Origin of the sequence: Vibrio sp. LaRot3 (assembly GCF_027587025.1) — a bacterium.
Taxonomy (GTDB): domain Bacteria; phylum Pseudomonadota; class Gammaproteobacteria; order Enterobacterales; family Vibrionaceae; genus Vibrio.
This window is the reverse complement of record NZ_JAPPTI010000011.1, coordinates 40,739-66,951: the sequence shown is the minus strand read 5'-3', so window position 1 is coordinate 66,951 and position 26,213 is coordinate 40,739. Positions and strand designations below refer to the sequence as shown.

The window sequence follows — 26,213 nt, the reverse complement described above, 5'->3', positions numbered from 1 at the left end:
GATGCCATTAAGCACTTTCACCAGATAAAGGAGAATAGAGTGTCCGTTTCCATTCAAGGCCAGTTCCCTGGTCGTCGCATGCGCCGTTTGCGCAAACATGACTTCAGCCGTCGTTTAATGGCTGAAAATCAATTGTCAGTGAGCGATCTTATCTACCCAATGTTTGTATTGATGGGGAAAGATCGTCGTGAACAAGTAGAATCAATGCCGGGCATTGAGCGACTATCGATTGATTTGCTATTGGAAGAGGCACAATACCTAGCGCAGTTGGGTGTTCCTGCAATTGCTCTATTCCCAGTGGTAAACCAAGATGTGAAAAGTTTATGTGCTGCTGAAGCGTATAACCCTGAAGGTTTGGTTCAGCGAACTGTTCGCGCTTTAAAAGAGCATGTGCCAGAGATTGGTGTGATTACCGATGTCGCCCTTGATCCTTTCACTACCCATGGCCAAGACGGCATCATTGATGATGACGGCTACGTACTGAATGACCGAACGACAGAAGTGCTTATTAAGCAGGCGCTGTCTCACGCAGAAGCGGGCGCAGATGTGGTTGCTCCATCAGATATGATGGATGGTCGTATCGGTGCGATTCGTGAAGCGCTAGAAGAAGCAGGCCATATTAATACTCAAATTATGGCTTACTCAGCGAAATATGCGTCTTGCTACTATGGCCCATTCCGCGATGCAGTCGGTTCGGCGTCGAACCTAAAAGGCGGCAATAAGAAAAACTATCAAATGGATCCTGCTAACTCTGATGAAGCCTTGCACGAAGTGGCAATGGACATCAATGAAGGCGCAGATATGGTGATGGTTAAACCGGGTATGCCTTACCTAGATATTGTTCGCCGCGTGAAGTCAGAGCTACAAGTGCCGACGTTCGCATACCAAGTATCGGGTGAATACGCGATGCATAAAGCGGCAATTCAAAATGGTTGGTTGAGCGAGCGTGATACCGTGCTGGAATCACTCCTATGCTTTAAGCGTGCTGGTGCTGATGGCATTTTGACTTACTTCGCTAAAGACGTTGCTGAGTGGTTAGCAGAAGACAACGCCAAAGCGGCTGAGTATTTGAATAAAGCGGACTAACGCGAATAGTCGTTATGATTAAGGCTGACATTGTGTCAGCCTTTTTTGGTTGTTTTGATTTTTGAGATGAGGAGCTGTAGATGACAATTGTATATCGTGAAGGATCGTTGCAAGAGTGTGTGCAGGTAGTGCAGAGAATTAATGAATTTGCACATAAAGAAACAGTGGACTCATTAAGTGAACGTTTGGATGGTAAGCGTCATTTGATCTTGGTTGCTGAGCGAGAAGGGCAGATCTTAGGTTTCAAAATCGGTTACCAATTGGACGAAAATACCTTTTATAGCTGGTTTGGTGGGGTTGATTCGGCGGCTAGAGGAGCCGGGATCGCGCAGAGTTTGCTAGAGGATCAAGAGATCTGGGTCAAAAAAAATGGTTATAAAGCGATCAGAGTTAAATCGAGAAACCAGTTTCCTTCTATGCTGAGGTTGCTAATTAAAAACGGCTATCTGATTGAAAATCATGAACAAAAAGAATCTTTATTGGAAGCGAGAATCCACTTTTTCAAAGCTTTGTGAGAGTGCGATAAAAAATAAATGAGATTTTTTCTCATTTAGGTGTTGACGACTTAAATGAGAATAATTATTATTAACCTCGTCTTAGGGAATGAGGAAAAGTTCACAAGGACGTTGAATTACGAAATTCAATTCATTGGATTAAGTGATGACACAGAACTTACCGAACTTGCACAAGTTCTTTTTGACACGACATTGCTCACATTGCTTCCAGTGTAATTTATAGCTTTATGGCAAAGCGACATGTTCCACATGAATTAGCTTTGACCCCTTTTTGCTAGGCGACATCGTAAGATGTCGCTTTTTTTCTGCCTGAAATTCTTCTTGAACAAAAGGACACCAGTAGTCTTTTCCACAGTTGAGGATCGTTTGTTGATCGCAAATGAAATGATCGATCTTTGTTGTATTCCTTTATTTTCAATTGTTTAATTGGTGTTTTTTCCATTTAACCCACAAAAATATAGTCAGTGGTTAAATATTATAAACAGAGTTATCCACAGGTGGCAGGTCGGCTTGTGGGAATAATCACCAATTGTCGTAATCCATATCACAGAGATTACGTAGCATCACTTCCTCAGTCGTGGCATTCTAAGCAGATCTAAAATTTCATTCTCTCTGGATACTGAAAGACTATGGCACGCATTCCTGATAATCCGTTGATTCTGATCGACGGCTCTTCTTACCTTTACCGCGCTTTCCACGCTTACCCGGGCACCATGAGTAACGGTGATATACCTACCAACGCGGTGTATGGCGTAGTAAACATGCTACGTAGCATGATGCGTCAATTCGCTTCAGATCGTATTGCAGTCATCTTTGATGCGAAAGGCAAAACTTTCCGTGATGATATGTATCCAGAGTACAAAGCGAATCGTCCCCCAATGCCTGACGATCTTCGTTGTCAGATCGAACCGTTACACAATGTCATTCGTGCAATGGGTTTACCGTTAATATCGATTCCGGGTGTTGAAGCAGACGACGTCATCGGTACGCTTGCATACCAAGCCTCTCAAAAAGGCATGCCAGTACTTATCAGTACGGGTGATAAAGATATGGCTCAGCTGGTGGACGATAATGTTACGTTGATCAACACCATGACCAACGTAGTGATGGATCGCGAAGGGGTGATCGAGAAGTTTGGCATCCCGCCTGAGTTGATCATTGACTACCTTGCGTTGATGGGGGACAAGGTCGATAACATTCCAGGTGTTCCGGGTGTTGGTGATAAGACCGCGACAGCATTACTACAAGGTATTGGTGGCTTAGATGCACTGTACGAAAACCTTGATGATATTGCGCCTCTAGGCTTCCGTGGTTCTAAGACCATGGCGAAGAAGCTTGAAGAGAACAAAGAGAACGCACAGCTTTCTTATCAACTAGCAACAATCAAACTGGATGTTGAACTGGAAGAGACGCCAGAGTCTTTAGTTAAATCAGAACCTAATACCGATGAGCTAATCAGCCTCTACGGTAAATTGGTGTTCAAATCTTGGTTGAACGAGCTGCTTGATGGCGGCACTGGGGTAGTTGTAGCAGATGAGAAGAGTGGCGGCTCAACCGGTGCGGCGACTTCTCAAATCGATATGGACACTTCAGCAGTCACCATCGACCGTAGCCAATACGAAACAGTATTAACGAAAGAGTCTTTTGCTGAATGGTTAGAAAAGCTAAAGGCATCTGAGGTATTTGCCTTTGATACTGAGACAGACAGCCTAGACTACATGGTTGCTAACCTAGTTGGCCTTTCCTTTGCGACAGAAGCTGGCGTGGCTGCTTACGTGCCAGTCGCTCATGATTACCTCGATGCACCAGAACAGCTAGATCGCGACTGGGTACTCGATCAGCTGAAACCTATTTTAGAAGATGACAGCCAAGCAAAAGTCGGTCAAAACTTAAAATACGATGCGAGCGTGCTTGCTCGTTACGGCATTGAAATGCGTGGCATTAAGTTCGACACCATGTTGGCTTCATACGTGTACAACAGCGTAGGTGGTAAGCATGATATGGACAGCCTAGCGCTGCGCTTTCTACAACATAGCTGCATTTCGTTTGAGCAGATTGCAGGTAAGGGTAAAAAGCAACTTACCTTTAACCAAATCGAACTGGATCAAGCATCGCCATACGCAGCGGAAGATGCCGATGTGACGTTACGTTTGCATCAGCGTTTAAATGAAAACCTAGAGCAAGATGACAAACTAAATGGGATCTACCATGAGGTAGAAATGCCATTAGTGCCAGTACTATCGCGTATCGAACGTACCGGTGTCTTGATTGATGACATGAAGCTTTCAGCGCAATCGCAAGAGATTGCTGTTCGCTTAGATGAACTTGAACAGAAAGCCTATGAACTTGCAGAGCAAGAGTTCAACATGAACTCACCTAAGCAGCTACAAGCGATTTTGTTTGAAAAGATGGGACTTCCGGTTATTAAGAAGACGCCATCAGGTACACCTTCAACTAATGAAGAAGTGTTGCAAGAACTGGCTTTAGATTACCCATTACCTAAGTTAATCCTAGAGTACCGTGGCTTAGCGAAGTTGAAATCGACTTACACCGATAAGCTACCGAAGATGATTAACGCAGAGACAGGGCGTGTGCATACTTCTTACCACCAAGCGGTAACCGCAACAGGCCGTCTTTCTTCAACCGATCCTAACTTACAGAACATTCCAATTCGTAACGAAGAAGGACGTCGTATTCGTCAGGCATTCATTGCGCCACATGGCTATAAGATCATGGCTGTCGATTATTCGCAAATTGAACTGCGTATTATGGCTCACCTATCAGGTGACAAAGCGTTGCTTGATGCGTTCCGTCAAGGTAAAGACATCCACGCTGCAACGGCGGCTGAAATTATCGGTGTCGATATCGATCAAGTCTCTTCAGAGCAACGCCGCCGCGCGAAAGCGGTTAACTTCGGTCTTATCTACGGTATGAGCGCATTTGGTCTTGCTAAGCAGTTAGGTATTCCGCGTGGTGAAGCTCAGCAGTACATGGATACTTATTTCGAGCGTTACCCAGGTGTAATGCAATATATGGAAGATACACGAAGCGCAGCGGCAGAGCAGGGCTATGTTGAAACCATTTTTGGTCGTCGTTTGCACCTACCAGAAATCAAATCGCGTAACGGTATGCGTCGTAAAGCGGCGGAGCGTGCAGCGATTAATGCGCCGATGCAAGGTACAGCCGCGGATATCATCAAGAAAGCGATGCTGTTGGTGGACGAGTGGATTGAAAAAGAAGGCGATGGTCGCGTTAAACTACTGATGCAAGTGCACGATGAATTGGTGTTTGAGGTTCAAGAGTCAGCTTTAGCCGAAATTGAAACAAAAGTACAAGAATTGATGGAATCTGCCGCTCAACTTGAAGTGCCGCTAATTGCTGAAGCAGGTCACGGTGACAACTGGGATCAGGCGCACTAGACAAAAAATGACCTAATTGAGTGAAATAACATGAGCCAGCGCACAAACGCTGGCTTTTTTTTGTCGCTAAAAAAGCCTGTAGTGACAAGGGTTATGTGTAGTTAAATAAAATACATTTGAAAAAAACTTACGAAAGCACTTTGCAAATCTGACCAATTGTTGTACATTAAAACGCGTAGGGTACAGAGGTAAGATGTTCTATCTTTCAGACCTTTTGTTTCACGTTATTGGATTAGGCTGATTCAGCCGCCCCAGTCAGTGTTTGACTGGGGCGTTTTTTATTGTGCCAAAGAAAAATCCCAATCAATTGAATGCCTTGTCATTATCCGCATAGAAATTGTGCTTAAATCGTCGGCTTCTCGACCAAGTTCTCGTAAATCTCTTCTTCAGCAACAAAATTTGTAATTTAGCAAAGTTTTGTAATATTCCTCCATTCACACTTTTGTTATTTTTGCTAAAAAATTAAAGCCAATTAATTAACCTATTTGCATGGTGGTGGTGGATGTTTGACCTGTATTGACGAGGTGTGTAGCAAGATTACCTTACTACGATGTTGGAATTTCAAGCGACCGGCAGAGTGTTGCAAACGACGCTGCAATAAGAAATGCTAGGCAACATAATAATAAATCAAGATTAATTCTCTCCCGTTGCCCCGTCTTTATGGCGGGGTTTTTTATTGCCTGCTGTCGATTTTATAGGTAATAAAAAAGCCTCGTGAATACGAGGCTTTGGAATCATATATTGGTTTAAAAGCGATTATTCAGCGTCGCTTTGTTGCTCAGCCGGTTCGTCCGCTTCAATCTCATCCGCTTGTTCGATTAACTGCTCTAAAGCAGGCGCGAACCACTCATCAAGCTTTTTACGTAGTACATCGACACCGAGCCCTTTCAATGACGAGAAAGCATCTACTTTGACATCACCGCCAAAGCCAAGTGAAGATTCGCGAATCTTTAATACTTGTGCTTTTCGAGCGCCACTTTTCAGCTTGTCTGCTTTCGTTAATAGCACTTGTACTGGAATGCCACTGTCCACAGCCCAGTAGATTAACTGTTGGTCGAGATCTTTCATTGGGTGGCGAATATCCATCAATACCACTAAGCCCTTTAGACACTGGCGTTGCTGCAAGTATTCACCTAGCGATTTCTGCCACTTTTTCTTCATTTCTAGTGGAACTTGGGCAAAGCCGTAGCCCGGTAGGTCGACGATATGGCAACCTTCAGCTACCTTAAAAAGGTTAATGAGCTGTGTACGGCCGGGAGTTTTACTGGTTTTTGCTAGGCTTTTCTGGTTGGTAAGGCGGTTTAATGAGCTCGACTTACCTGCGTTGGAGCGTCCGGCAAACGCAATTTCGATGCCCTCATCTTCTGGCAAATGACGGATGTCAGGTGCACTTGTGATGAAATGGGTGTTTTGGTAACTAATTTTTACGTTCACTGTTAACTCCATCTCGACTTTGTGTAGTCAATTGATTACTTTTTTGTGAAATTGTGTAAAATATCCGTACTCGGCATAAGGTCACTGATTATATCATGAGTGACTTTTGAGAGTGGTACTGGAAGATTAATAATTATAATGGAATGTCATGAATAAATTAGTGCTAATTGTGAGCCTTTTAGCCAGTAGCTCCCTATGGGCCCAAGGCGACATAGAAGCTGGTAAAAGCAAATCACAAACTTGTATTGCATGTCATGGAGCTGACGGCAACAGTTTACTCGGAATGTACCCATCACTTGCTGGTCAGCATGCGAAGTATATAGAAAAACAGCTGAAAGACCTAAAATTAGGTATGACAAGTAATGGGGACAAAGGTCGCTACGATCCAGTAATGAGCGGTATGGCTTTGCCTTTGACTGAGCAAGACATGGCAGATCTGGCTGCGTACTATGCATCTTTACCTATTGCACACAGTACAACCCCAGAAAATGTCGTCGAGCAGGGCAAGGTGCTGTATACCGCGGGTGATGCAGAGCGAGGCTTAACCGCTTGTATTGCCTGTCACGGTCCGCGAGGTAACGGAACAGAGCTGTCTGGCTTCCCGAAAATCTCTGGCCAGCAGGCCGACTATGTTAAATCCCAGTTAATGAAATTCCGTGATGGTAACCGTGGTAATGATATGAACGCCATGATGCGTGATATTGCCAAGAAGTTAACTGATGAAGATATTGATACCTTATCTAAATATGTAGGTGGTTTGCATTAGTAATTTTTCTCTACCTCAAATCAATCAATAAAAGAGCGATAACTTAAGTTGTCGCTCTTTTTTATTGGCGCGGAGAAAAAGCGGCGTTACGTCACGGACACCGGTCGATGCCAAGGCTCAATCTTCTGCTTTCTGTGTAAGACATTTGCTATTTTTGCTGCGATGAAATGGAAGAAGCTTGTTTTAAGTTTTTGAAATTATTTGCTTTAAAAATTGGGGAAGAATGTTTATGTGATTTTTTCTTTGTTGTTGTTGTTTCGAAAGATGATCAGAGTAAAGTGATTGCATCTGCACGGAGCAGATCGAGGAAAACAGACTAGGATGGTCTCCAAGGATGCAAGCGAGGGACGCTTGGAAGTGGGAGAACGGATTTTAGGTAGGCGGGATGCTTACTCAATAAGGATGGTTAACTCGTCTAATGGTTTAGACAGGGAAACGGAACCAGGCTAGGGATTAGCCCAGAAACAGGATGTTGAAAAGGAAAGCCAAAATTCATCAGGACGATGAAAAACGACACCTAAATTGTTAGGAATTAGCAAGGAAAGCGCTAAAAACAAAAGGATAGTTGGTGTACGAAATTTTCGTACCACACAGTTTCGCCCTTGAGGCATTAGGAAGCGATAGTTCACTATCGCTTTTTTTATACCTATTTTTATCAATTTGACGATTAATTGCACAATAGTGCTCCACTCTAACCGCAGTTTCTGGTATGTTTCGCATCCCCGTTTGAGGATGTACTGATGCACAACTGCCCACTTTGCCAAGGCTCACAATCAAACCATTACCATTCAGATAAACGTCGCGAGTATTTACAGTGCGGTGTATGTGAGTTGGTGTTTGTGAATCCTGAGCAGCGGTTGGACTCTGATGCAGAGAAATCACAGTACGATTTGCACCAAAATGACCCACAAGATGAGGGTTATCGACGATTTTTGTCTCGAATGGCAGATCCGATCATGGCGCGAGTGCCAGCAAATAGCCAAGGGTTAGATTTTGGCTGTGGCCCCGGACCAACGTTATCCTTGATGTTACAAGAGCAGGGTTACAACATGGCGTTGTACGATATTTACTATCACCCTGAAACGTCAGTCCTCAAACAACAATATGATTTTGTTACTGCCACTGAGGTGATTGAGCATTTATATACGCCCGATCAAGTGTGGCAGCAATGGTTGAATTTAGTTAAGCCCGGTGGCTGGCTTGGTATAATGACCAAGATGGTGATCGATGTTGAAGCGTTTGCAACTTGGCACTATAAAAATGACGTTACTCACGTCATCTTTTTTAGCCGTAAAACGTTTGAGTACTTGGCAGAGCGGGATAAGCTCGAACTAGAATTTATTGGAAATGATGTAATTTTACTGAGGAAACCCCAGTAATGAGCCGTAATAAAAAAGCCAAATCAGGTGGCAACGGTGACCTGATTGTTGTTCGCAACCGTACCCAATCTGATGTGGAAGGTCGCTTACGCAAAAGAGATAAAAAGCGCAAAGGTTTAAAAACAGGTACACGTAACTCTGAAGCGAAAGCGCAGAGAGAGCATGCTGCTGGTCAAGCGCGCGATCCGCGTTTAGGCAGCAAGAAAAAAATTGCTCTAGTGGTCGAGACTGTTAAAAAGCCAACTAAAGCTGAGCGTCGCGTGTCTGCTGAGAAAGAGCTAGATATGCTTGAAAATGACGCGCAACTAAACGTATTGCTTGATCGTTTAGACAACGGTGAAAGCCTAGGCGCTGGACTGCAGAAATATGTTGATGAGAAACTTGATCGCATTGAAGTTCTAATGAAGCAACTTGGTCTTTACGAAGAAGAGCAAGAAGAAGTGGAATTGGAACAAGAACCAGCACCACAAGAAAGTAAGCCAGCGAAGAAGAAAGTGCATACTGATGATGATCTGCTTTCTCAGTTCGAAGGCCTAGATTTGAACCAATTTAAAGGGTAACAGCGCATCATGAATGTAACCTTATTAGCCATTGCTGGTGGAGTCATCATTGCTGGCTTAGCTTCATACGCGGGTTACCTTCTGCTCCAGCTGAAGAAGCAAAAGGAATTGCAGCTTAAACATCAGAAGCTTGCAATAGATAAACGTAACGCGAACATTTTTGAAAACGTGAACACCTTGTGCCTTGCTGGCATTCAAGGTCAGTGCGATTTATCAGAAATCAGCATTCGCGTTTACTGCATTATGGATTATGTCCAAGGTGAAGATCGCGTTGATTTTGATGCTGAGTATCCTGCGATCTCTGAGTTGTATCATGTGGTGAAAGACATGGCGCGTGGTGAAAACCGTCAGAACTTAGCCAAGAAAGAACGTATGCAACAAAACCTCGCGCGACATAAAGCCGAATCTCGCCTGCAAGAATCGATTGTTGAAGAGCTAAAGCAGCTACAAAAACAGGTGCAACCCTTAAACAATCAAATCAATATTCAGATGCTTTAAGTAAACTCGCTTAAATACAGTTCGATCGCTTATTCTTAATAGAGGTGATCGAACTATCAATTCTGAGTATTGGTACTCAAAAAACGGCCCGCTTTACCAATCGAATCGATGACGTATGGCAAAATAGACCGTTCACATAACCATGACTTTTCAGTCACAAATTGGAAATATCAATATGTCGCAGCAAGTCGTCGCAAGCCAACAAATTGTATGGGACCAATCGGTTCTCGATAAATACAATTATTCTGGCCCTCGTTATACGTCTTACCCAACCGCGTTAGAGTTTCATGAAGCGTTTACCATCGCAGATTACGACATGGCGTGCACGGCATATCCTGAAAGGCCAATTTCGTTATATATCCATATCCCGTTTTGCCACAAGCTTTGCTACTACTGTGGCTGTAACAAGGTGATTACTCGTCATGCCCACAAAGCGGATGAGTATCTAGATGTGATTGAGCTAGAGATCCGTACTCGAGCAGCGCTATTACAAGGTCGCCGTGTTACACAGCTTCATTTTGGTGGTGGTACGCCAACCTTCTTAACTAAATCGCAAATCAGCCGTTTAATGGCGATTCTGCGTGGTGAGTTTTACTTTGAAGAGACTGCTGAGATCAGTATCGAAGTTGACCCGCGTGAGATCGAGATGGATGTGCTGGATCATCTACGTGGTGAAGGCTTTAACCGTTTAAGTATCGGCGTGCAGGACTTCAACAAAGAAGTGCAGCAATTGGTTAACCGTGAGCAAGATGAAGCCTTCATCATTGAAATGGTTAAGCGCGCGAAAGAGCTTGGTTTCCGCTCAACCAACTTAGACCTTATCTACGGTTTGCCAAAGCAGACTAAAGAGTCTTTTGCGGAAACACTAAAGCAAGTTCTAGAAATGCAGCCGGGTCGCTTGTCTGTGTTTAACTATGCTCACATGCCACAACTGTTTGCTGCGCAGCGTAAAATCAAAGATGAAGATTTACCGCAAGCCAAAGAGAAGATGGCTATCTTGCAAGATACTATCTCAACACTTACTGGAGCTGGTTACCAGTTTATCGGTATGGACCACTTTGCACTGCCAGATGATGAGCTAGCAGTCGCTCAGCGTAATGGCATTCTTCACCGTAACTTCCAAGGTTACACCACTCAAGGTGAGTGTGACTTGATTGGCTTTGGTGTGTCGGCGATTTCTATGGTTGGAGATGCTTACGGTCAAAACCAAAAAGAGCTGAAGAAATACTACGCACAGGTGAACGAGCAGCGTCATGCATTGTGGAAGGGTGTGGTGCTAGACCAAGACGATTTGATTCGTCGCGAAGTCATCAAGCAGCTGATTTGTAACTTCAAGCTGGATAAGACCTTCATTGAAAAAGAGTTTGGCTTAACCTTCAATCAATACTTCAAGCAAGATTTAGATCTGCTGCAAACCTTCATCAATGATGAGCTGGTGGAAGTCGATGACAATGAAATTCGCGTTACGCTGCGTGGTCGTTTACTGATTCGTAATATCTGTATGTGTTTTGATAAATACTTACGTGATAAAGCGCGTCAACAGCAGTTCTCGCGAGTTATCTAGCTTGTCACTAATAATAGAAAGCCACGCATTTGCGTGGCTTTGTTGTATTTAGGCTAGAACATCTAGAGTGCAATGTACTTCTCTTGGGCAACCTTCCATAGTGCTTTCACTAAAGGATTATCCAATTGAGAACGCTTACAGCAGACGCCGAGTTCAAATGGCGCAATAGAGGCGACTTTAAGCCTTTCGATCTTATCTCTTACTGGGCTGTTGTTGATCACCACATCAGGGGCAATACCCACTCCACATCCGAGTGCCACCATACTGACAATGGCTTCATGGCCGGCCACTTGAGCATAAATATTGGGTTTGATTTTCATTGTCTTAAACCAAGTATTCGCTCGCTCTCTTGCTGTGCCTGCTTCCGGCACAATAAAAGGGATTTGGCTCCAATCGGGTTGCTCTTGCTGCAAATGCTGCGCGAAATTACTGATACCCGCAGGAGCAATGACGGAGAGTGGAATTTCACTGATCGGCTCGAATTCAATACGTGATGGCAATTGGTCTGGCATGGCTGAAATCGCGATGTCCGCTTCATCATTCAATACCTTATCGATAGCCTGTGCTGGGTCGCCTGTTGATAGTTTGAACTCGATAAATGGGTGACGGAGCCTAAACTCAGACAGCAGCTCAGGTAAATGGCTATAGCTGGCCGTCACTGAGCAAAACAGGCGAATTTCGCCTTTAAGCTCTTGGTCTAGCTCGGCAAATTGAGCGTGATAATTTTGCCATTCTCCGAGGATGTTTAAAGCCACTGGGAGCAGCTTTTTCCCTGATGGAGTTAGCTCTACGCTGCGGTTGTCGCGTAGCAGCAAAGCTTGACCTGTTTCTGCTTCGAGCTTTTGTATTTGTCGACTGAGGGCAGAAGGACTGATGTGCATGGCCGAAGCTGTTTTGGCGAAGCTTTTGGTTTCACACAAGTGAATGAAGAGCTGTAAACATTTGATGTTCATTAAATGGCAGTCCCTTAGATAGCCGATGATTAATTCTATGTTGCATTTTTTGCAATAACTAATTGTGAATATATCACTTTAAGCAATTTAATGTCTGCATTAGTATCGAGTTATTCAGTAGTGAAACCTACTGACCGAATGGACATAATTCTTAAAGGAGCGCCCAGCAATGGCTAACTATTTCAATACATTAAACTTGCGTGAGCAGCTAGACCAACTAGGTCGCTGTCGTTTTATGGACCGTAGTGAGTTTGCAACAGAAGCAGACTACCTAAAAGGTAAGAAAGTGGTGATTGTCGGTTGTGGTGCTCAAGGTCTTAACCAAGGCCTGAACATGCGTGACTCTGGCCTAGATGTATCTTATGCACTACGTCAAGCGGCTATCGACGAGAAGCGTCAGTCGTTCAAGAATGCTCAAGAAAACGGTTTTGAAGTAGGTAGCTACGAAACGCTAATCCCTCAAGCAGATCTAGTGGTAAACCTTACCCCAGACAAACAGCACACCAACGTTGTTGAGACAGTAATGCCACTAATGAAACAAGGCGCTGCATTGGGTTACTCGCACGGCTTCAACGTGGTTGAAGAGGGCATGCAAATCCGTAAAGACCTAACGGTAGTGATGGTTGCTCCTAAGTGTCCGGGTACAGAAGTACGTGAAGAATACAAACGTGGCTTTGGTGTTCCAACGCTTATCGCTGTTCACCCAGAGAACGATCCACAAGGTGAAGGTTGGGATATCGCTAAAGCATGGGCGGCAGCAACGGGTGGTCACCGCGCGGGCTGTCTAGAGTCATCTTTCGTAGCGGAAGTAAAATCTGACCTAATGGGTGAGCAAACTATCCTATGTGGCATGCTGCAAGCGGGTTCTATCGTATGTTACGAGAAGATGATTGCTGACGGTATCGACCCAGGCTACGCAGGTAAGCTGCTTCAATACGGTTGGGAAACCATCACAGAAGCACTGAAATTTGGTGGCATCACCCACATGATGGACCGTCTATCAAACCCAGCAAAAATCAAAGCATTTGAGCTGTCAGAAGAACTGAAAGATCTCATGCGTCCGCTGTACAACAAGCACATGGATGACGTAATCACAGGTCATTTCTCTAGCACTATGATGGCTGACTGGGCAAATGATGATGCGAACCTACTAGGCTGGCGTGCAGAGACAGGTGAAACCGCATTCGAAAACTACCCAGCAACGGATGTAGAAATCTCAGAGCAAGAGTACTTTGATAACGGTATTCTAATGATTGCTATGGTACGCGCAGGTGTTGAGCTAGCATTCGAAGCAATGACGGCATCAGGCATCATTGATGAGTCGGCTTACTACGAATCACTGCACGAGCTGCCACTAATCGCGAATACTATTGCACGTAAGCGTCTATACGAGATGAACGTAGTAATTTCAGATACAGCCGAATACGGTAACTATCTATTCGCTAACGTAGCAACACCGCTACTGCGTGAGAAGTTCATGCCATCAGTATCAACGGATGTTATCGGTAAAGGCCTAGGTGAGACATCGAACCAAGTAGATAACGCAACGCTAATCGCGGTAAATGAAGCGATTCGTAACCACCCAGTAGAATACATCGGTGAAGAGCTGCGTGGTTACATGACCGATATGAAGAACATCGCGGTGGGCGGCTAAATTACTTGCCTTAATGTTTTATTTCGTTGTCGAAGGTGCTCATTTGCGATTGCAAACTGCGCGCCTTCACCTAGAAATAAAACCTTAGTACTGCGTAATTGCAAACAAATAGCAAAGCAGTAAGAACTCCAGGCAGACTGGGGTGATAAATACAAAAAACACAACATCTAAAAACAAAGGGCTTGGTCACTGACCAAGCCCTTTTCTTTTGTGTTCATTGAACGTATTGGATTACTTGTCTGCTAGTTTTTCTTCTAGGTCAGCCAGTTTCTTTTCCATTTCAGTGAGCTTTTGACGAGTGCGCAGCAGCACTTGAGTTTGTACGTCAAACTCTTCGCGGCTTACAACGTCAAGCTTGTTGAGTTGGCCTTGGATTACTTGGCGAACTTTTTGGTCAACGTCTGAACCTAAGTCTTTCACTGGCTGAGGCATTGAATCATGAATCTGTTTAGCGATCTGCTCTAATTTTTTTGGATCAAACATAGTGGTTATCACTCCTGTATCGTTGACGACATTTTAAGTAATTCAATCTAGAAAGTCGCCCATTAGAGAGTAAAAAAGCGATTCAAGTTGTGAGGTATAAAAAAGGCCACCGAGGTGGCCTTTAGCGACTTAACAACTTATTGGTTGTTTTTCGCGAGTTCGCGACAAGCCGCTTTCGCTTCGTCAACTCGCGCTAGCTTTTCCAGATCTTTGTCCTCTACAAATACTGGCAGAGGTTTATGTTTCTCTGCTAGGTAGCTGTAGATCACTGGTAGTACGAATAGGGTAAACAGAGTACCAATCGCTAGACCAGCAACGATAACAATACCGATACTGAAGCGCTGAGCGGCACCTGCACCTGTTGCGTACATCAGTGGGATAAGACCCGCAATCATCGCGGCAGTTGTCATTAGGATAGGGCGCAGACGTACTTTCGCCGCTTCCATCACTGCATCGATACGGCTCTTCTTATGGTGTAGCTGCTCTTCTTTCGCAACCTCACAAATCAAGATACCGTGTTTGGTAATCAAACCGACGAGGGTAATCAGACCAACCTGCGAGTAGATGTTCATGGTCGCTGCGCCCCAAGCGAGGGCAATCAAAGCACCACAGATTGCGAGCGGTACAGATACCATGATAACCATTGGGTCTTTTAGAGATTCGAATTGAATCGCTAGAACCAAGAAGATGATCGCCAGTGCCAAACCAAAGGTGGCGTATAGTGCGCTACCTTCTGTTACGTATTGACGAGCTTCACCCATGTAGTCGTGGTTGTAACCTGCTGGAAGTTTGCTTGCAGCAATATCTTCAAACCATGTAATTGCATCACCCATTGCAGTGCCCGGCGCAGGTACCGCACCCACACTTGCAGAGTTTAGCTGGTTGAAGTGTGGTAGTGAGCGAGGCTCAGCCACAACATCAATGCTGATCAAGCTACCCAGAGGAATCGCATTACCATCTGCGGCACGCACATAGTAGTTTTTCATCGATTCTGGGTTTAGGCGCCACTTACGCTCTACTTGAGGAATAACCTCGTAAGAACGACCGTTTAAGTCGATACGGTTTACGTAGCCATCCGCCATCATAGTACCTAGAGTGATACCGATGTCTTGCATGGTTACGCCGTATGCACCTGCTTTGTCTTTGTCGATGTTGATTTTCATCGTCGCTGAATCGTAGTTTAGATCCAAGTCAGAGTAGACGAACATCGGGCTGTTTTTCACTTCGGTCAGAACTTCTGTCGCGATAGTGAATAGGCTTTCAAAGCTGTTAGGCGTAGTGATAACGAACTGGATTGGTAGACCAGAACCCGCACCCGGAAGTTCAGGCATCTGGAATGCAGTTACTGCCATTCCTGGTACGTCACCCACTAATTGGCCTACACGGTTTGCTACTTCAGATTGAGACGCTTCACGCTCACTCCAAGGTACCATTGATGCAATACCAAACGCTTGGTTAGAGCTTGGTACACCCGTAAACACCTGCGCGAACTCAACTTCTGGCTGATCAGACAGAATTTGGTTTACGTGGTTCATGGTGTTTTGTAGGTAATCTAAGTTCGCATTCGATGGGCCTGTACCCATCAACATGACCGCGCCTTTATCTTCTGATGGTGCAAGTTCACTTGGGATGAACTTGAACAGAATTGGCAGGCTGGCAAATACGATGATACCGAACGCTAAAACCACTGGACGATGGTCCATTACCGCTTTCAACATACCGGCATAGCGGTTTGTCATGCTGTCTAAAACGGAATGCACTTTTTGTTCAAATTTGCTTGGCTCTTCATTCGCCTTAAGCATTTTTGAACACATCATAGGTGATAGAGTCAGTGCCACAATACCGGAAACAAATACCGAGCCGGCAAGGGTTAAAGCAAACTCTTTAAATAGCGAGCCGGTGATACCACCCATCATTGCGATTGGCGCATATACCGCACCTAGCGTCAGAGTCATCGCGATTACAGGAACCGCAATCTCGCGCGTACCAATGATGGCTGCTCTAAATGGAGACTCACCTAGCTTGATATGACGGTCGACGTTTTCGAGTACAACGATCGCGTCATCCACCACCAGACCGATAGCAAGTACCATCGCCAGTAGTGTCATCAAGTTCCATGAGAAGCCGATAGATTGCATTACCATTGCCACACCAATGAGCGACAGTGGAATAGTGACAATCGGGATCAATACCGCACGGAAAGAACCGAGGAATAGCGTAATCACCACCAGTACAATCAGTGCTGCTTCCAAGATTGTTTTAATTACTTCTTGGATAGATTCGTTGATCGCGACCGTTGAGTCGTACATCACGTTCATGCTGATGTTACTTGGTAGGTTACGTTCCAATTGTGGAAGTAGTTCAAGTACATCTGCTGCGATGTTGATTGGGTTAGCACTCGGCGCTGCGTTGATTGCAGCAACCACTGCTTCTTGACCGTTAGCACTTGCACGGTAGACGTCGTGGCTTTTCTCTAGCGTTACCTTGGCGATGTCGCCTAGACGAATGACTTCACCTTCATCTGTTTTAACGACTAAAGCTTCAAGCTCTTCAGTGTTAGAAACTTGGGTGTCAGCACTGCCGTTGTATAGCACCATCTCACCAATAGCTTGACCTGTTGCTGACTGATAGTTGTTGGCATTGAGCACGCCCATAACATCAGAAGCGGTTAGGTTAAGTGCAGCCATCTTGGCTGGGTCTAGCCATACGCGAAGTGCGTATTTCATACCGCCGTATAGGTCAACCTTAGAGACACCGCTTACGGTGAATAGCTGAGGGTTGATTACACGTTCAAGGTAGTCAGTGATCTGGCTTGAAGATAACTCTTCACTAGTGAAACCGATGTAAAGTACCGCGGTTGTTGAACCGGTCGACATGGTTACCGTTGGATCTTCTGCTTCTTTTGGAAGTTGAGAACGAACCGAGTTAGTCTTTGCCAATACATCAGCCAATGCCGCATTCGGGTCCGTATTGAGCTTCATGTTTACGGTGATCGTAGACGTGCCCAATACAGACGAAGACGTCATGTAGTCGATGTTATCGGCCTGCGCGACCGCTTGTTCTAAAGGCTGAGTAATAAAGCCTTGGATAAGGTCGGCACTGGCACCATAGTAGCCAGTAGACACGGTAATTACCGTGTTTGTCATTTCTGGGTATTCACGCACCTGCATCTTGAAGATGGCTTGGAAACCAAGCAGAGCTATCAAGAAGCTGATCGAAATCGCCAGAACTGGACGTTTAATAAAAACATCAGTAAAGCGCATGATTCCTCCAATTACAGCATTGGTGTTTCAGCAGGTGGGGTAGTTGCATCACTTTCTACGATGCGAACTTTCGCATGGTTGCTTAGACGAACCTGACCAGACGTTACGACCACATCACCCGGTTTCACACCTTCAAGTACGTGAGCAACATCTGCGGCACGCTCACCCACTTTAATCACATGCTGCTTAACGCGTTTAGCGCCTTCTTCTTCAGTTACGATGTACACACTGTCACCGTAAAGCGTATAAGTAATCGCTGTTTGCTGAAGTGCTACTTGGTTTTCGATCTTAGGAAGAATGATGTTAGCGCGTGCGAACATACCGCTACGCAGTTGGCCATCACTGTTTGGAATATCCGCTTGAACTTGGATTAGACCACTTTGAACGTTAACCGCTGGTTCAATAGCAGAGATTGAGCCTTTGAATGTTTTCTCTGGGTATGCGTCGACGAAAATATCCACTTGTTGATCGAGTTTGATACGAGAAATATCAGACTGAGGAACCGTAAAGCGAAGGCGCATTACCGTCGTATCTTCTAGACGAACAATATCGCTGCCCGCTTGTAGGTATTGACCTAAGTAAACGTTACGAATACCAACAACACCTGCAAATGGTGCTTTGATTTCACGGCGGTCGATAGACGCTTTAAGGCTTTCAATTTCCGCTTGTAGTGAGAAGTAGTTTGCACCTGCTTCGTCATACGCTTCTTTTGAAATAGAGCCTTTTTTGTATAGGCCTTGGTAGCGCTTGTACTTCGCTTTTGCTGCAGGCAGCTTAGCTTGAGCACTCTTTAGGTTGGCTTTTTCAACTTGAGAGTCCAGAGTGATAAGAGGCTGACCTTCTTCAACTTGAGTACCTGACTCAAAGCTGATTACGTCAATCACACCACTGGTTTCGTTCGCTACTGTTACGCCTTGGTTTGGTTCAATGAAGCCGATCGCTTCAATCACTGGCACCCAGTCCGTTGCCTGTACTTCAGTGACCGTAACCGGAAACTCAGGTTCTGGTAGGTTTGCCATATACTCGGCAATTTTTTGTTGCTTAAATAGATTGAAACCAATCACACTACCAAACAGTAGTACGGCGATTACAATCATAAAGAAAGTCCACTTTTTCATTCTAATCAGAACTCCAAGTTAGTGATTAATTATTGCATCCCAGCTTGCGTCGATAGCCGCTTCAAGCGCTTCGTCGTCAAGGTGGTAAAATCCCAAAGCGTGTTTTCGAGCAAGCGCAACACAAGCTTCAAAAGTTAGCCCCGATAGTACTTCGTTAGCTAGAGGTTTAAATACGCCTTGCTCTTTGCCTTCTTCAAATAATCGGTCTACCTTAAAGAACATCTTCTTTTCTAATAGTCGGATTGATTTCTCAGAAGAACAAGGAAGCGATTCGTATTGAACCCGGTTACTCAATGCATTGATGTTTGACGCCGCTAAGTTCCAAATGTTCAACCACATAGTACGATAGCGCACTTTTAATGGTTCAGAATCATCAACGTCTGCCTGAACTGCGGTAGCGATTCGTTGAGCGACGCGCAAACGCACCTCATTGAGTAAATCTTCTTTGTCGGAGAAGTAACAGTAGATGGTACCCGCTGCAACGCCAGCTTCTTTCGCTACTTTATGCATCGACAGTCCATGAAAGCCTGTCTCTGCAATTAGCTTTTCTGCGGCATCGAGTATCTGCTGTTGCTTATCTACGTTAGTGTTGTTGGCCATTATATGAAACCACCAATGAATGAACGTTCATTCATTATAGATCAATTACTGCCCAGTAGTGCAATAAAAATTGTGCAAATATCAGTAAATTTAGTTGAGTAATTACTCTATTTTTGCCTGATGATATGGCTCAAAAGGGCGATGTATTAATAATAGCAATTGAACTATTGCGCCATTATTATAAGCGCCATTATTTTTACCCAATGAGAACACCATGAAGCTGAATCCCGGACAAGACCAAGCGGTTAAGTATGTATCGGGCCCATGCCTAGTACTAGCTGGCGCAGGGTCAGGTAAAACGCGCGTTATTACCAATAAGATTGCGTACTTGGTTCAGCAGTGTGGCTATAAGGCGCGCAACATCGCGGCGGTAACCTTTACTAATAAAGCGGCGCGTGAAATGAAAGAGCGTGTCGGCCAAACATTGGGTAAGCAAGAAGCGAAAGGGTTGATGGTCTCTACTTTTCATACCTTAGGTTTGACCATTCTTAAGCGAGAGTACAAACATCTAGGTTTGAAAGCCGGCTTCTCTCTGTTTGATGACCAAGACCAAATGGCGCTGCTGAAAGAGCTGACCGAAAAGCAGATCGATGGGGACAAAGACCTACTGCGTAGCCTGTTAAGTACCATTTCAAACTGGAAAAACGACATGCTGACACCTGAGCAAGCCAAAGCGCGCGCGAAGGGTGAGCAGCAACAGCTGTTTGCTTTCTGCTTTGAAATGTACCAAAAGCAGATGAAGGCATATAACGCACTCGATTTTGATGATTTGATTGCACTACCTGTTTGGTTACTCAGAACCAACGAAGAGGTTCGTCAGCGCTGGCAAAACCGCATTCGCTACTTGCTGGTGGATGAATATCAAGATACCAACACCAGCCAATATGAGTTGGTGAGACTCATCGTTGGTGAGCGAGCGCGCTTGACCGTAGTAGGCGATGACGATCAGTCTATCTATTCATGGCGTGGTGCTAAGCCGCAAAACTTGGTGTTGCTTGGTGAAGACTATCCAAATCTTAAGCTGATTAAGCTTGAGCAGAATTACCGCTCGACCAACCGCATCTTGCGCAGTGCTAACATTTTGATTGCCAATAACCCGCACGTGTATGAAAAGTCTCTGTTCTCTGAGTTACCAGACGGCGAAAAGCTAAAGGTATTGTTAGCGAAAAACGAAGAGCATGAAGCAGAGCGTGTCACCGGTGAAATCATTGCCCATAAGTTTTTAAATCGAACCGAGTATCGTGATTACGCCATTTTGTATCGTGGTAATCATCAATCGCGCTTGATTGAAAAATCTCTGATGCAAAACCGAGTGCCATACAAACTCTCAGGCGGTACGTCTTTCTTCGCGCGAGCAGAAATCAAAGACATCATGGCTTACCTCAAAGTGCTGGTGAACCCGGATGATGACAACGCTTTCATCCGTATTGTGAACACGCCAAAGCGCGAAATTGGTCCTGTGACGCTAGAGAAGCTAGGCAGTTACGCCAATATGCGTGGTAAAAGTTTGTTTGAAGCCAGTTTTGAGATGGGGCTTGAGCAGCATCTTTCTGGTCGAGGTTTAGAAAACCTACGTCGTTTTACTGCTTGGCTGGTGAAGATTGCCGATCAAGCGGAGCGTGGTGATACCGTTGAAGCGGTACGTTCATTGGTGCGTGATATCAATTACGAAGATTGGTTATACGAAACTTCTTCAAGCCCGAAAGCCGCTGAAATGCGCATGAAGAACGTGTCTGACCTGTACTCTTGGATTGTCGCCGACCTCGAAGGTGACAACTATGACCAAGAAGAGAAAACGCTTAAAGAAGTGGTTCAGCGTTTGACACTGCGTGACATGATGGAGCGCGGTGAAGAAGATGATGACAGCGATGCAGTACAGTTAATGACGCTACACGCCTCAAAAGGTCTAGAGTTCCCTTATGTCTATTTGATTGGTACTGAAGAAGGCATCCTTCCTCACCAAACCAGTATTGATGAAGAGAATGTCGAAGAAGAGCGACGTCTTATGTATGTGGGCATTACCCGCGCTCAGAAAGAACTGACCTTTACGATGTGTCGTGAACGTCGCCAGTTTGGTGAGTTAATTAAACCAACACAAAGTCGCTTTTTGGATGAGCTTCCTTTTGACGATGTGGAATGGGAGGCGACTAAAAAGCCGGTTACTCAAGAAGAGCGCATGGCAAAAGGGCAGGCACATATTGCCAACCTAAGAGCGATGTTTAAGAAAGACTAGATGTACTGATCAATTAGGTGAGGCGTTCCGCTTTTTCGGGACTCAACAAACGCGAGTATTTCACCATCAGAAATACGCTTCACCACGGTATCCCCATTACGTATCTCGATCATTGCTTGACCGCCATGATGGACAATATTGGCACTCAAACTATTACTCAGTTCAGGCAGTGCGGAATTGAGATGCTCAACAATCTGACGGAGTTGCTGTTTGGATTGGATGTCGTGCGTATCAATTTTAGAATTGTCATCGGCACGGCGTGAAGGCTTAACTTGTTGCTCATGAATGTGATTCTCCATAGGTTGAGGGAGGTATGCATTGGATGTGATTTTCATAAGCATCTCCGAAAGTGTTCGAAAATCGTACTGCCTATTTATTGTATCGTCACAAAAACGCTTCTCTTGAATCTATTTTTATAAAACAGAATATTCAAAGGCTTAACTCTATTTGCCAAGCCTTTTGATACTGTTTTGCTAATCACAGACCTTCGATCATGTGGTCAATGGCGGCAATAATCTCTTCATCAGAGCAGTCCATACACGACCCTTTGGCAGGCATTGCATTGAAACCATTGATGGCATGATCGGTCAGGACATCTTTACCTTTTGCGATACGAGGAGCCCAATCACCTGCATCACCTGTGATAGGTGCGCCACTGACGCCTGTGCTATGGCATGCGGTACAAAATGTTCCGTAAACAGTCGCGCCATCTCTTGGGCCGCTTCTCTCTACGACAACAGGCTCAGCACCAGCTAGATAAACATCACCGACGGGTTTGATTCTTTCTGCAATCGCATCGTGCTCTTCAGGGCTGACGTTTAAGGCAAACGCAGCAGAAGAAAACGTCGCTGCCGCTATAAAAGCGGTAAAGATTTTTCGAGACATATCCATTTAACTCACTGTACATTCCAGAAGATGAGCTCTGACTCACCTATTATTATTCCAATGCGTTATCATTGTTGGCTGATGTTTTTATTCGCACTGATATTAGAGTATAAGATGTTCTACAAGGTTTAACGTGGTTAAATCAATGTAAATACTAGGTGATTATATATCGACCAGATGTTGCAATAAACAACAACTTGTCCATGGCAAGGGGTATGTCACACCATTTGTAGGGTTTTATTCGCTATCAATCGCCCAAAAAGGCGTCAAACGATAAAAAAACTTGAAAAAGTACTAGACGACATAGTGTGATATACGTATTATTCCACTCCGCCGATGGGGCATGCGCCCGTAGCTCAGCTGGATAGAGCGTTGGCCTCCGGAGCCAAAGGTCGAAGGTTCGAATCCTTTCGGGCGCGCCATTTGCCTGGAGGAATATCGGTAAAACAGATAGTGGTGGCTATAGCTCAGTTGGTAGAGCCCTGGATTGTGATTCCGGTGGTCGCGAGTTCGAATCTCGTTAGCCACCCCATTATTTCGGTAACCCAGTTTACTTAGTAGATAGAGGTTTCCAGTTTCGATTTTATCGGGACAAAACATAAGTCGGTGAATAGCGCAGCTTGGTAGCGCATCTGGTTTGGGACCAGAGGGTCGGGGGTTCGAATCCCTCTTCACCGACCACTATATTCAATAATCGCTAAGGCGGTTATACAAAAAAATTAGTGGTGGCTATAGCTCAGTTGGTAGAGCCCTGGATTGTGATTCCGGTGGTCGCGAGTTCGAATCTCGTTAGCCACCCCATTAATTTTGTCGGTGAATAGCGCAGCTTGGTAGCGCATCTGGTTTGGGACCAGAGGGTCGGGGGTTCGAATCCCTCTTCACCGACCACTATAAGAAAGCCTCGTCAGAAATGACGGGGCTTTTTTACATTTGAAGATCTGAACTTCGAATAGAGTGGGGTTCGCTTGATGTTCAAAGTATGTCTCTTCACCGATCTCTATAGAAAGCCTCGTCAGAAATGACGGGGCTTTTTTACATTTGAAGATCTGAACTTCGAATAGAGTGGGGTTCGCCTGATGTTCAAAGAATGTCTCTTCACCGATCTCCATAGAAGCCCTAGTCGAAAGATTGGGGCTTTTTTACGTTTGGAGATCTGAACTTCGAGTAGAGTGGGGTTTGCCTGATATTCAAAAAATGTCTCTTCACCGATCTCTATAGAAGCCCTTTTCTGCTTAGCGAACTCATCTTCCCACTTTTTTCATGTCGTTTTGGGGGTTGTAATTTCAACAAATAACCCATGCCACCCCGAAATATCAACTATTGTTAAATTAACTGTTTTATTTGGATTATCTAGTCGATTGGTCTGGTTTGTGGTTTTTAATCTAGTTTTGCGTGTTGATTTTTTGTTTCTTAATAAAATCTTGTTTTGTTTTTGTTAATGAATTTATATTCGTGCTTTTGGATAAATATTCCTGCGGTTTTACATGATTTAAATAAGAAGCCCTTATAAAGCCTACTATTACGTGGTTTTAACGAGATTTTTCGATAAGTTAGCATGATTGCTTATGCAAATATTCGTTTATGAGCTGCTTAAAATATGCGCAAATTCGACTTTTTTCACTGTATTTGTTGCTTTTCTGTGAATTTTTTGCCAAATTGTTCAACTTGTAACTGTCAGAATGATGTACTGACAAAGAATGGATTCACTTTAATACCTGTTGTTTAGTTCGCGGTTTTTCAGAGTATTGATAGAAGGTAGTTGTTGAGACGTTCAGCTATTTCTTCTCTGAAGCACGTAATTGTTCTGATGACAGGTATCAGACAGGGCAGAAAACTGCCATAGCAGTAGAGGTCTGGTAATGTCACTTTTAGAAGTAAAAGATCTTCGTATTGAATACCCATCTCGCCATGGTGTTCACGCCGCCGTTAAGTCTCTATCGTTCAATATTGAACGTGGAGAAATTGTTGGCGTGGTTGGTGAGTCGGGTGCAGGTAAATCCACCGTTGGTAATGCGGTAATCGACTTATTAAGCCCTCCAGGGGTCATTGCTGATGGCGAAGTATTTTTAGATGGTGAGAAGATCTCGGGTCTAACACCCCAGCAGATGCGCAAAGTTCGTGGTTCAAAAATTGGATTTATCTTCCAAGACCCGATGACTTCCTTAAACCCTCTTTTCACGGTAGAGCATCAGCTTAAAGAAACCATCCATGCCAATATGCAGGTATCAGATGAAGAAGCGTATCAACGCGCCCTCTCTTTGATGCAACAGGTGGGTATCCCACAACCAGAAAACCGTCTTAAACAATTCCCGCATCAGTTCTCTGGTGGTATGCGTCAGCGCGTGGTTATTGCGATCGCACTGGCTGGTGAGCCTGATCTTATTATCGCAGACGAACCGACTACGGCTCTTGATGTATCCATTCAAGATCAGATCCTTAATTTGATTCGAGAGCTTTGTATTAAGAAAAACGTCGGCTGTATGTTGGTCACCCATGATATGGGTGTGGTATCCAATGTAACTGACCGAGTGGCGGTGATGTACCGTGGTGATTTGGTTGAATTTGGGCCAACCGCGAAAGTGCTTGGCGACCCAGACCACGCTTATACACGCAGTTTGATTTCTGCTGTGCCTCGTTCAGATATCAAGTTGGACCGTTTCCCGCTAGTGAGCTATATCGAAGAAGCCCACGAGATGGAGCAACTTGATGTAAAGAATCACTGGTTAGGTCAAAGCCAAGATCATCGAGATTATACTGGCCCGCTATTACAAGTTGAGAATGTAAACCTTCGCTTTATTACCAAGGACTCGTTGTTTGAAAGTCGCCGTGAATACGTCCAAGCTTCAAATAATGTCAGCTTTGAAGTCCATGAAGGTGAGACATTTGGCTTAGTGGGTGAATCGGGTTCGGGTAAATCGACCATTGCCCGCGTCATTGCCGGTTTGTATCAACCAAACTCAGGCAGAGTGACATTTGAAGGTATCGACCTTACTAGCCTGAAATCAGAGAAAGAACGCCGCCCGCTGCGTCGTCAAATGCAGATGGTGTTCCAGAATCCATATACGTCAATGAACCCGAGAATGAAAATTTTCGACATCATTGCCGAACCGATTCGATTCCACAAACTGACTCGCAATGAAACAGAAACGAGACAGATCGTTAACGATCTATTGGATCACGTCGGCCTAGGAAAAATGGCGGGTGTGAAGTATCCCCATGAGTTTTCGGGTGGTCAGCGCCAACGTATTTCAATCGCTCGCGCTTTGGCAACGCGTCCAAGGTTGTTGATTTGTGATGAACCAACCTCAGCGCTGGATGTATCGGTACAGGCGCAAATTCTCAATCTACTTAAAGACCTGCAAGATGAGTTAAACCTCACCATGCTATTCATTAGTCATGACTTACCAGTGATTCGTCAGATGTGCGATCGGGTCGGCGTGATGCAAATGGGTACGTTGTTGGAGGTAGCTCCTACTGAGCAGCTCTACACCGATCCTCAACACGAATACAGCAAACAACTTATTTCCTTAATGCCGGAATTTACTGGCTTAAGAGAAGAGGTAAAAACGGCTTAAGCCGACCTATTCAAGGGCAGGGGCCTACGAATAGCTAAGATGCAAACACAACATAAACTAGGGATAGCTATCCCGCATAAGGAGTTATGCAGATGAGTATGAAAACCAAGATTGCAGTCGCCGTCGCAGTAGTGGCTGCCGGTGGTATCTATTTTGCGATGCAACCAAAAGAAGAGAAAGTTGCAGAGCAAGAGGCTGCAAAAGTAGAGCAGCCAGCGGCACAAGAAG

20 protein-coding genes and 5 tRNA genes are annotated in these 26,213 nt (G+C 44.7%); 17 read left to right on the top strand and 8 right to left on the bottom strand.

The window, feature by feature from the left end:
• Positions 1-39 precede the first annotated feature (39 nt).
• The 4 genes from hemB to OH461_RS20135 all read left to right on the top strand — a co-directional run bounded on the left by hemB (position 40) and on the right by OH461_RS20135 (position 5,261).
• The gene (gene hemB, locus OH461_RS16915; protein WP_270021731.1) at positions 40-1,086 is read left to right on the top strand and encodes a porphobilinogen synthase; all 1,047 of its coding nucleotides are present in this window, start codon (positions 40-42) and stop codon (positions 1,084-1,086) included.
• Between the two features lie 80 nt (positions 1,087-1,166).
• Positions 1,167-1,601, top strand: coding sequence for a GNAT family N-acetyltransferase (locus tag OH461_RS16910; RefSeq protein ID WP_270021730.1), 435 nt, complete (start codon positions 1,167-1,169; stop codon positions 1,599-1,601).
• A 629-nt stretch (positions 1,602-2,230) separates the two neighbouring features.
• Entirely contained in the window at positions 2,231-5,020 is a 2,790-nt protein-coding gene (gene polA, locus OH461_RS16905; RefSeq protein ID WP_270021729.1) for a DNA polymerase I, read from the top strand.
• A gap of 193 nt (positions 5,021-5,213) precedes the next feature.
• Positions 5,214-5,261, top strand: a complete 48-nt coding sequence (locus tag OH461_RS20135; RefSeq protein ID WP_438356636.1) for a hypothetical protein — start codon at positions 5,214-5,216, stop codon at positions 5,259-5,261.
• Positions 5,262-5,776: 515 nt separating this feature from the next.
• On the opposite strand, the gene yihA is transcribed toward OH461_RS20135, so the two are convergent.
• The gene (gene yihA, locus OH461_RS16900) at positions 5,777-6,454 is read right to left on the bottom strand and encodes a ribosome biogenesis GTP-binding protein YihA/YsxC (protein WP_270021728.1); all 678 of its coding nucleotides are present in this window, start codon (positions 6,452-6,454) and stop codon (positions 5,777-5,779) included.
• A gap of 148 nt (positions 6,455-6,602) precedes the next feature.
• On the opposite strand from yihA, the gene OH461_RS16895 reads away from it, so the two are divergent.
• The 5 genes from OH461_RS16895 to hemN all read left to right on the top strand — a co-directional run bounded on the left by OH461_RS16895 (position 6,603) and on the right by hemN (position 11,221).
• On the top strand, positions 6,603-7,220 hold the full coding sequence (locus tag OH461_RS16895; RefSeq protein ID WP_270021727.1) for a c-type cytochrome: 618 nt from the start codon (positions 6,603-6,605) through the stop codon (positions 7,218-7,220).
• 740 nt (positions 7,221-7,960) lie between these two features.
• On the top strand, positions 7,961-8,599 hold the full coding sequence (locus tag OH461_RS16890) for a class I SAM-dependent methyltransferase (protein WP_270021726.1): 639 nt from the start codon (positions 7,961-7,963) through the stop codon (positions 8,597-8,599).
• Positions 8,599-9,159, top strand: coding sequence for a Der GTPase-activating protein YihI (gene yihI / locus OH461_RS16885; protein ID WP_270021725.1), 561 nt, complete (start codon positions 8,599-8,601; stop codon positions 9,157-9,159). Before OH461_RS16890 ends, yihI begins: the two co-directional genes overlap by 1 nt.
• A 9-nt stretch (positions 9,160-9,168) precedes the next feature.
• Complete coding sequence (locus OH461_RS16880; RefSeq protein ID WP_270021724.1) at positions 9,169-9,657, top strand: DUF2489 domain-containing protein; 489 nt, start codon at positions 9,169-9,171, stop codon at positions 9,655-9,657.
• A gap of 175 nt (positions 9,658-9,832) precedes the next feature.
• Positions 9,833-11,221: an oxygen-independent coproporphyrinogen III oxidase gene (gene hemN, locus OH461_RS16875; protein ID WP_270021723.1), complete on the top strand. Its 1,389-nt coding sequence runs from the start codon at positions 9,833-9,835 to the stop codon at positions 11,219-11,221.
• Between the two features lie 62 nt (positions 11,222-11,283).
• On the opposite strand, the gene ilvY is transcribed toward hemN, so the two are convergent.
• Positions 11,284-12,174, bottom strand: coding sequence for an HTH-type transcriptional activator IlvY (gene ilvY / locus OH461_RS16870; protein ID WP_270021722.1), 891 nt, complete (start codon positions 12,172-12,174; stop codon positions 11,284-11,286).
• Positions 12,175-12,343: 169 nt separating this feature from the next.
• Between ilvY and ilvC the strand changes: the two genes are divergently transcribed.
• Positions 12,344-13,828 (top strand): ketol-acid reductoisomerase, encoded by a 1,485-nt coding sequence (gene ilvC / locus OH461_RS16865; protein ID WP_270021721.1) that lies wholly within the window; start codon positions 12,344-12,346, stop codon positions 13,826-13,828.
• A 231-nt stretch (positions 13,829-14,059) separates the two neighbouring features.
• Here the strand turns inward: ilvC and ubiK are convergent, their stop codons facing one another.
• The 4 genes from ubiK to OH461_RS16845 form a co-directional block, all read right to left on the bottom strand.
• Positions 14,060-14,311 carry a ubiquinone biosynthesis accessory factor UbiK gene (ubiK, locus tag OH461_RS16860; RefSeq protein ID WP_260261359.1) on the bottom strand — a complete coding sequence of 84 codons (252 nt, stop codon included), beginning with the start codon at positions 14,309-14,311 and terminating at the stop codon, positions 14,060-14,062.
• A gap of 137 nt (positions 14,312-14,448) precedes the next feature.
• On the bottom strand, positions 14,449-17,574 hold the full coding sequence (locus OH461_RS16855) for a multidrug efflux RND transporter permease subunit (RefSeq protein WP_270021720.1): 3,126 nt from the start codon (positions 17,572-17,574) through the stop codon (positions 14,449-14,451).
• 11 nt (positions 17,575-17,585) lie between these two features.
• Positions 17,586-18,692 carry an efflux RND transporter periplasmic adaptor subunit gene (locus OH461_RS16850; protein ID WP_270021719.1) on the bottom strand — a complete coding sequence of 369 codons (1,107 nt, stop codon included), beginning with the start codon at positions 18,690-18,692 and terminating at the stop codon, positions 17,586-17,588.
• 18 nt (positions 18,693-18,710) lie between these two features.
• Complete coding sequence (locus OH461_RS16845; RefSeq protein WP_270021718.1) at positions 18,711-19,292, bottom strand: TetR/AcrR family transcriptional regulator; 582 nt, start codon at positions 19,290-19,292, stop codon at positions 18,711-18,713.
• A 214-nt stretch (positions 19,293-19,506) separates the two neighbouring features.
• On the opposite strand from OH461_RS16845, the gene rep reads away from it, so the two are divergent.
• On the top strand, positions 19,507-21,525 hold the full coding sequence (rep, locus tag OH461_RS16840; RefSeq protein WP_270021717.1) for a DNA helicase Rep: 2,019 nt from the start codon (positions 19,507-19,509) through the stop codon (positions 21,523-21,525).
• Here rep and OH461_RS16835 read toward each other — a convergent pair.
• Together OH461_RS16835 and OH461_RS16830 are read right to left on the bottom strand one after the other, a co-directional pair.
• Positions 21,522-21,860, bottom strand: a complete 339-nt coding sequence (locus OH461_RS16835; RefSeq protein ID WP_270021716.1) for a hypothetical protein — start codon at positions 21,858-21,860, stop codon at positions 21,522-21,524. The genes rep and OH461_RS16835 overlap by 4 nt on opposite strands.
• Positions 21,861-22,002: 142 nt before the next feature.
• Positions 22,003-22,416 carry a c-type cytochrome gene (locus tag OH461_RS16830; protein WP_270021715.1) on the bottom strand — a complete coding sequence of 138 codons (414 nt, stop codon included), beginning with the start codon at positions 22,414-22,416 and terminating at the stop codon, positions 22,003-22,005.
• Positions 22,417-22,755: 339 nt separating this feature from the next.
• Here OH461_RS16830 and OH461_RS16825 point away from each other — a divergent pair.
• From OH461_RS16825 to OH461_RS16800, 6 genes are all read left to right on the top strand, one after another.
• Positions 22,756-22,832 (top strand) — tRNA-Arg (locus tag OH461_RS16825).
• A 34-nt stretch (positions 22,833-22,866) separates the two neighbouring features.
• A tRNA-His gene (locus OH461_RS16820) sits at positions 22,867-22,942 on the top strand.
• A gap of 72 nt (positions 22,943-23,014) precedes the next feature.
• Positions 23,015-23,091, top strand: a tRNA-Pro gene (locus OH461_RS16815).
• A gap of 44 nt (positions 23,092-23,135) precedes the next feature.
• Positions 23,136-23,211: transfer RNA gene (locus OH461_RS16810), tRNA-His, on the top strand.
• 10 nt (positions 23,212-23,221) lie between these two features.
• Positions 23,222-23,298, top strand: a tRNA-Pro gene (locus OH461_RS16805).
• 971 nt (positions 23,299-24,269) lie between these two features.
• A complete protein-coding gene (locus OH461_RS16800) occupies positions 24,270-25,985 on the top strand; it encodes a dipeptide ABC transporter ATP-binding protein (protein ID WP_270021714.1) in 1,716 nt (571 codons plus the stop codon).
• Positions 25,986-26,213: the final 228 nt, after the last annotated feature.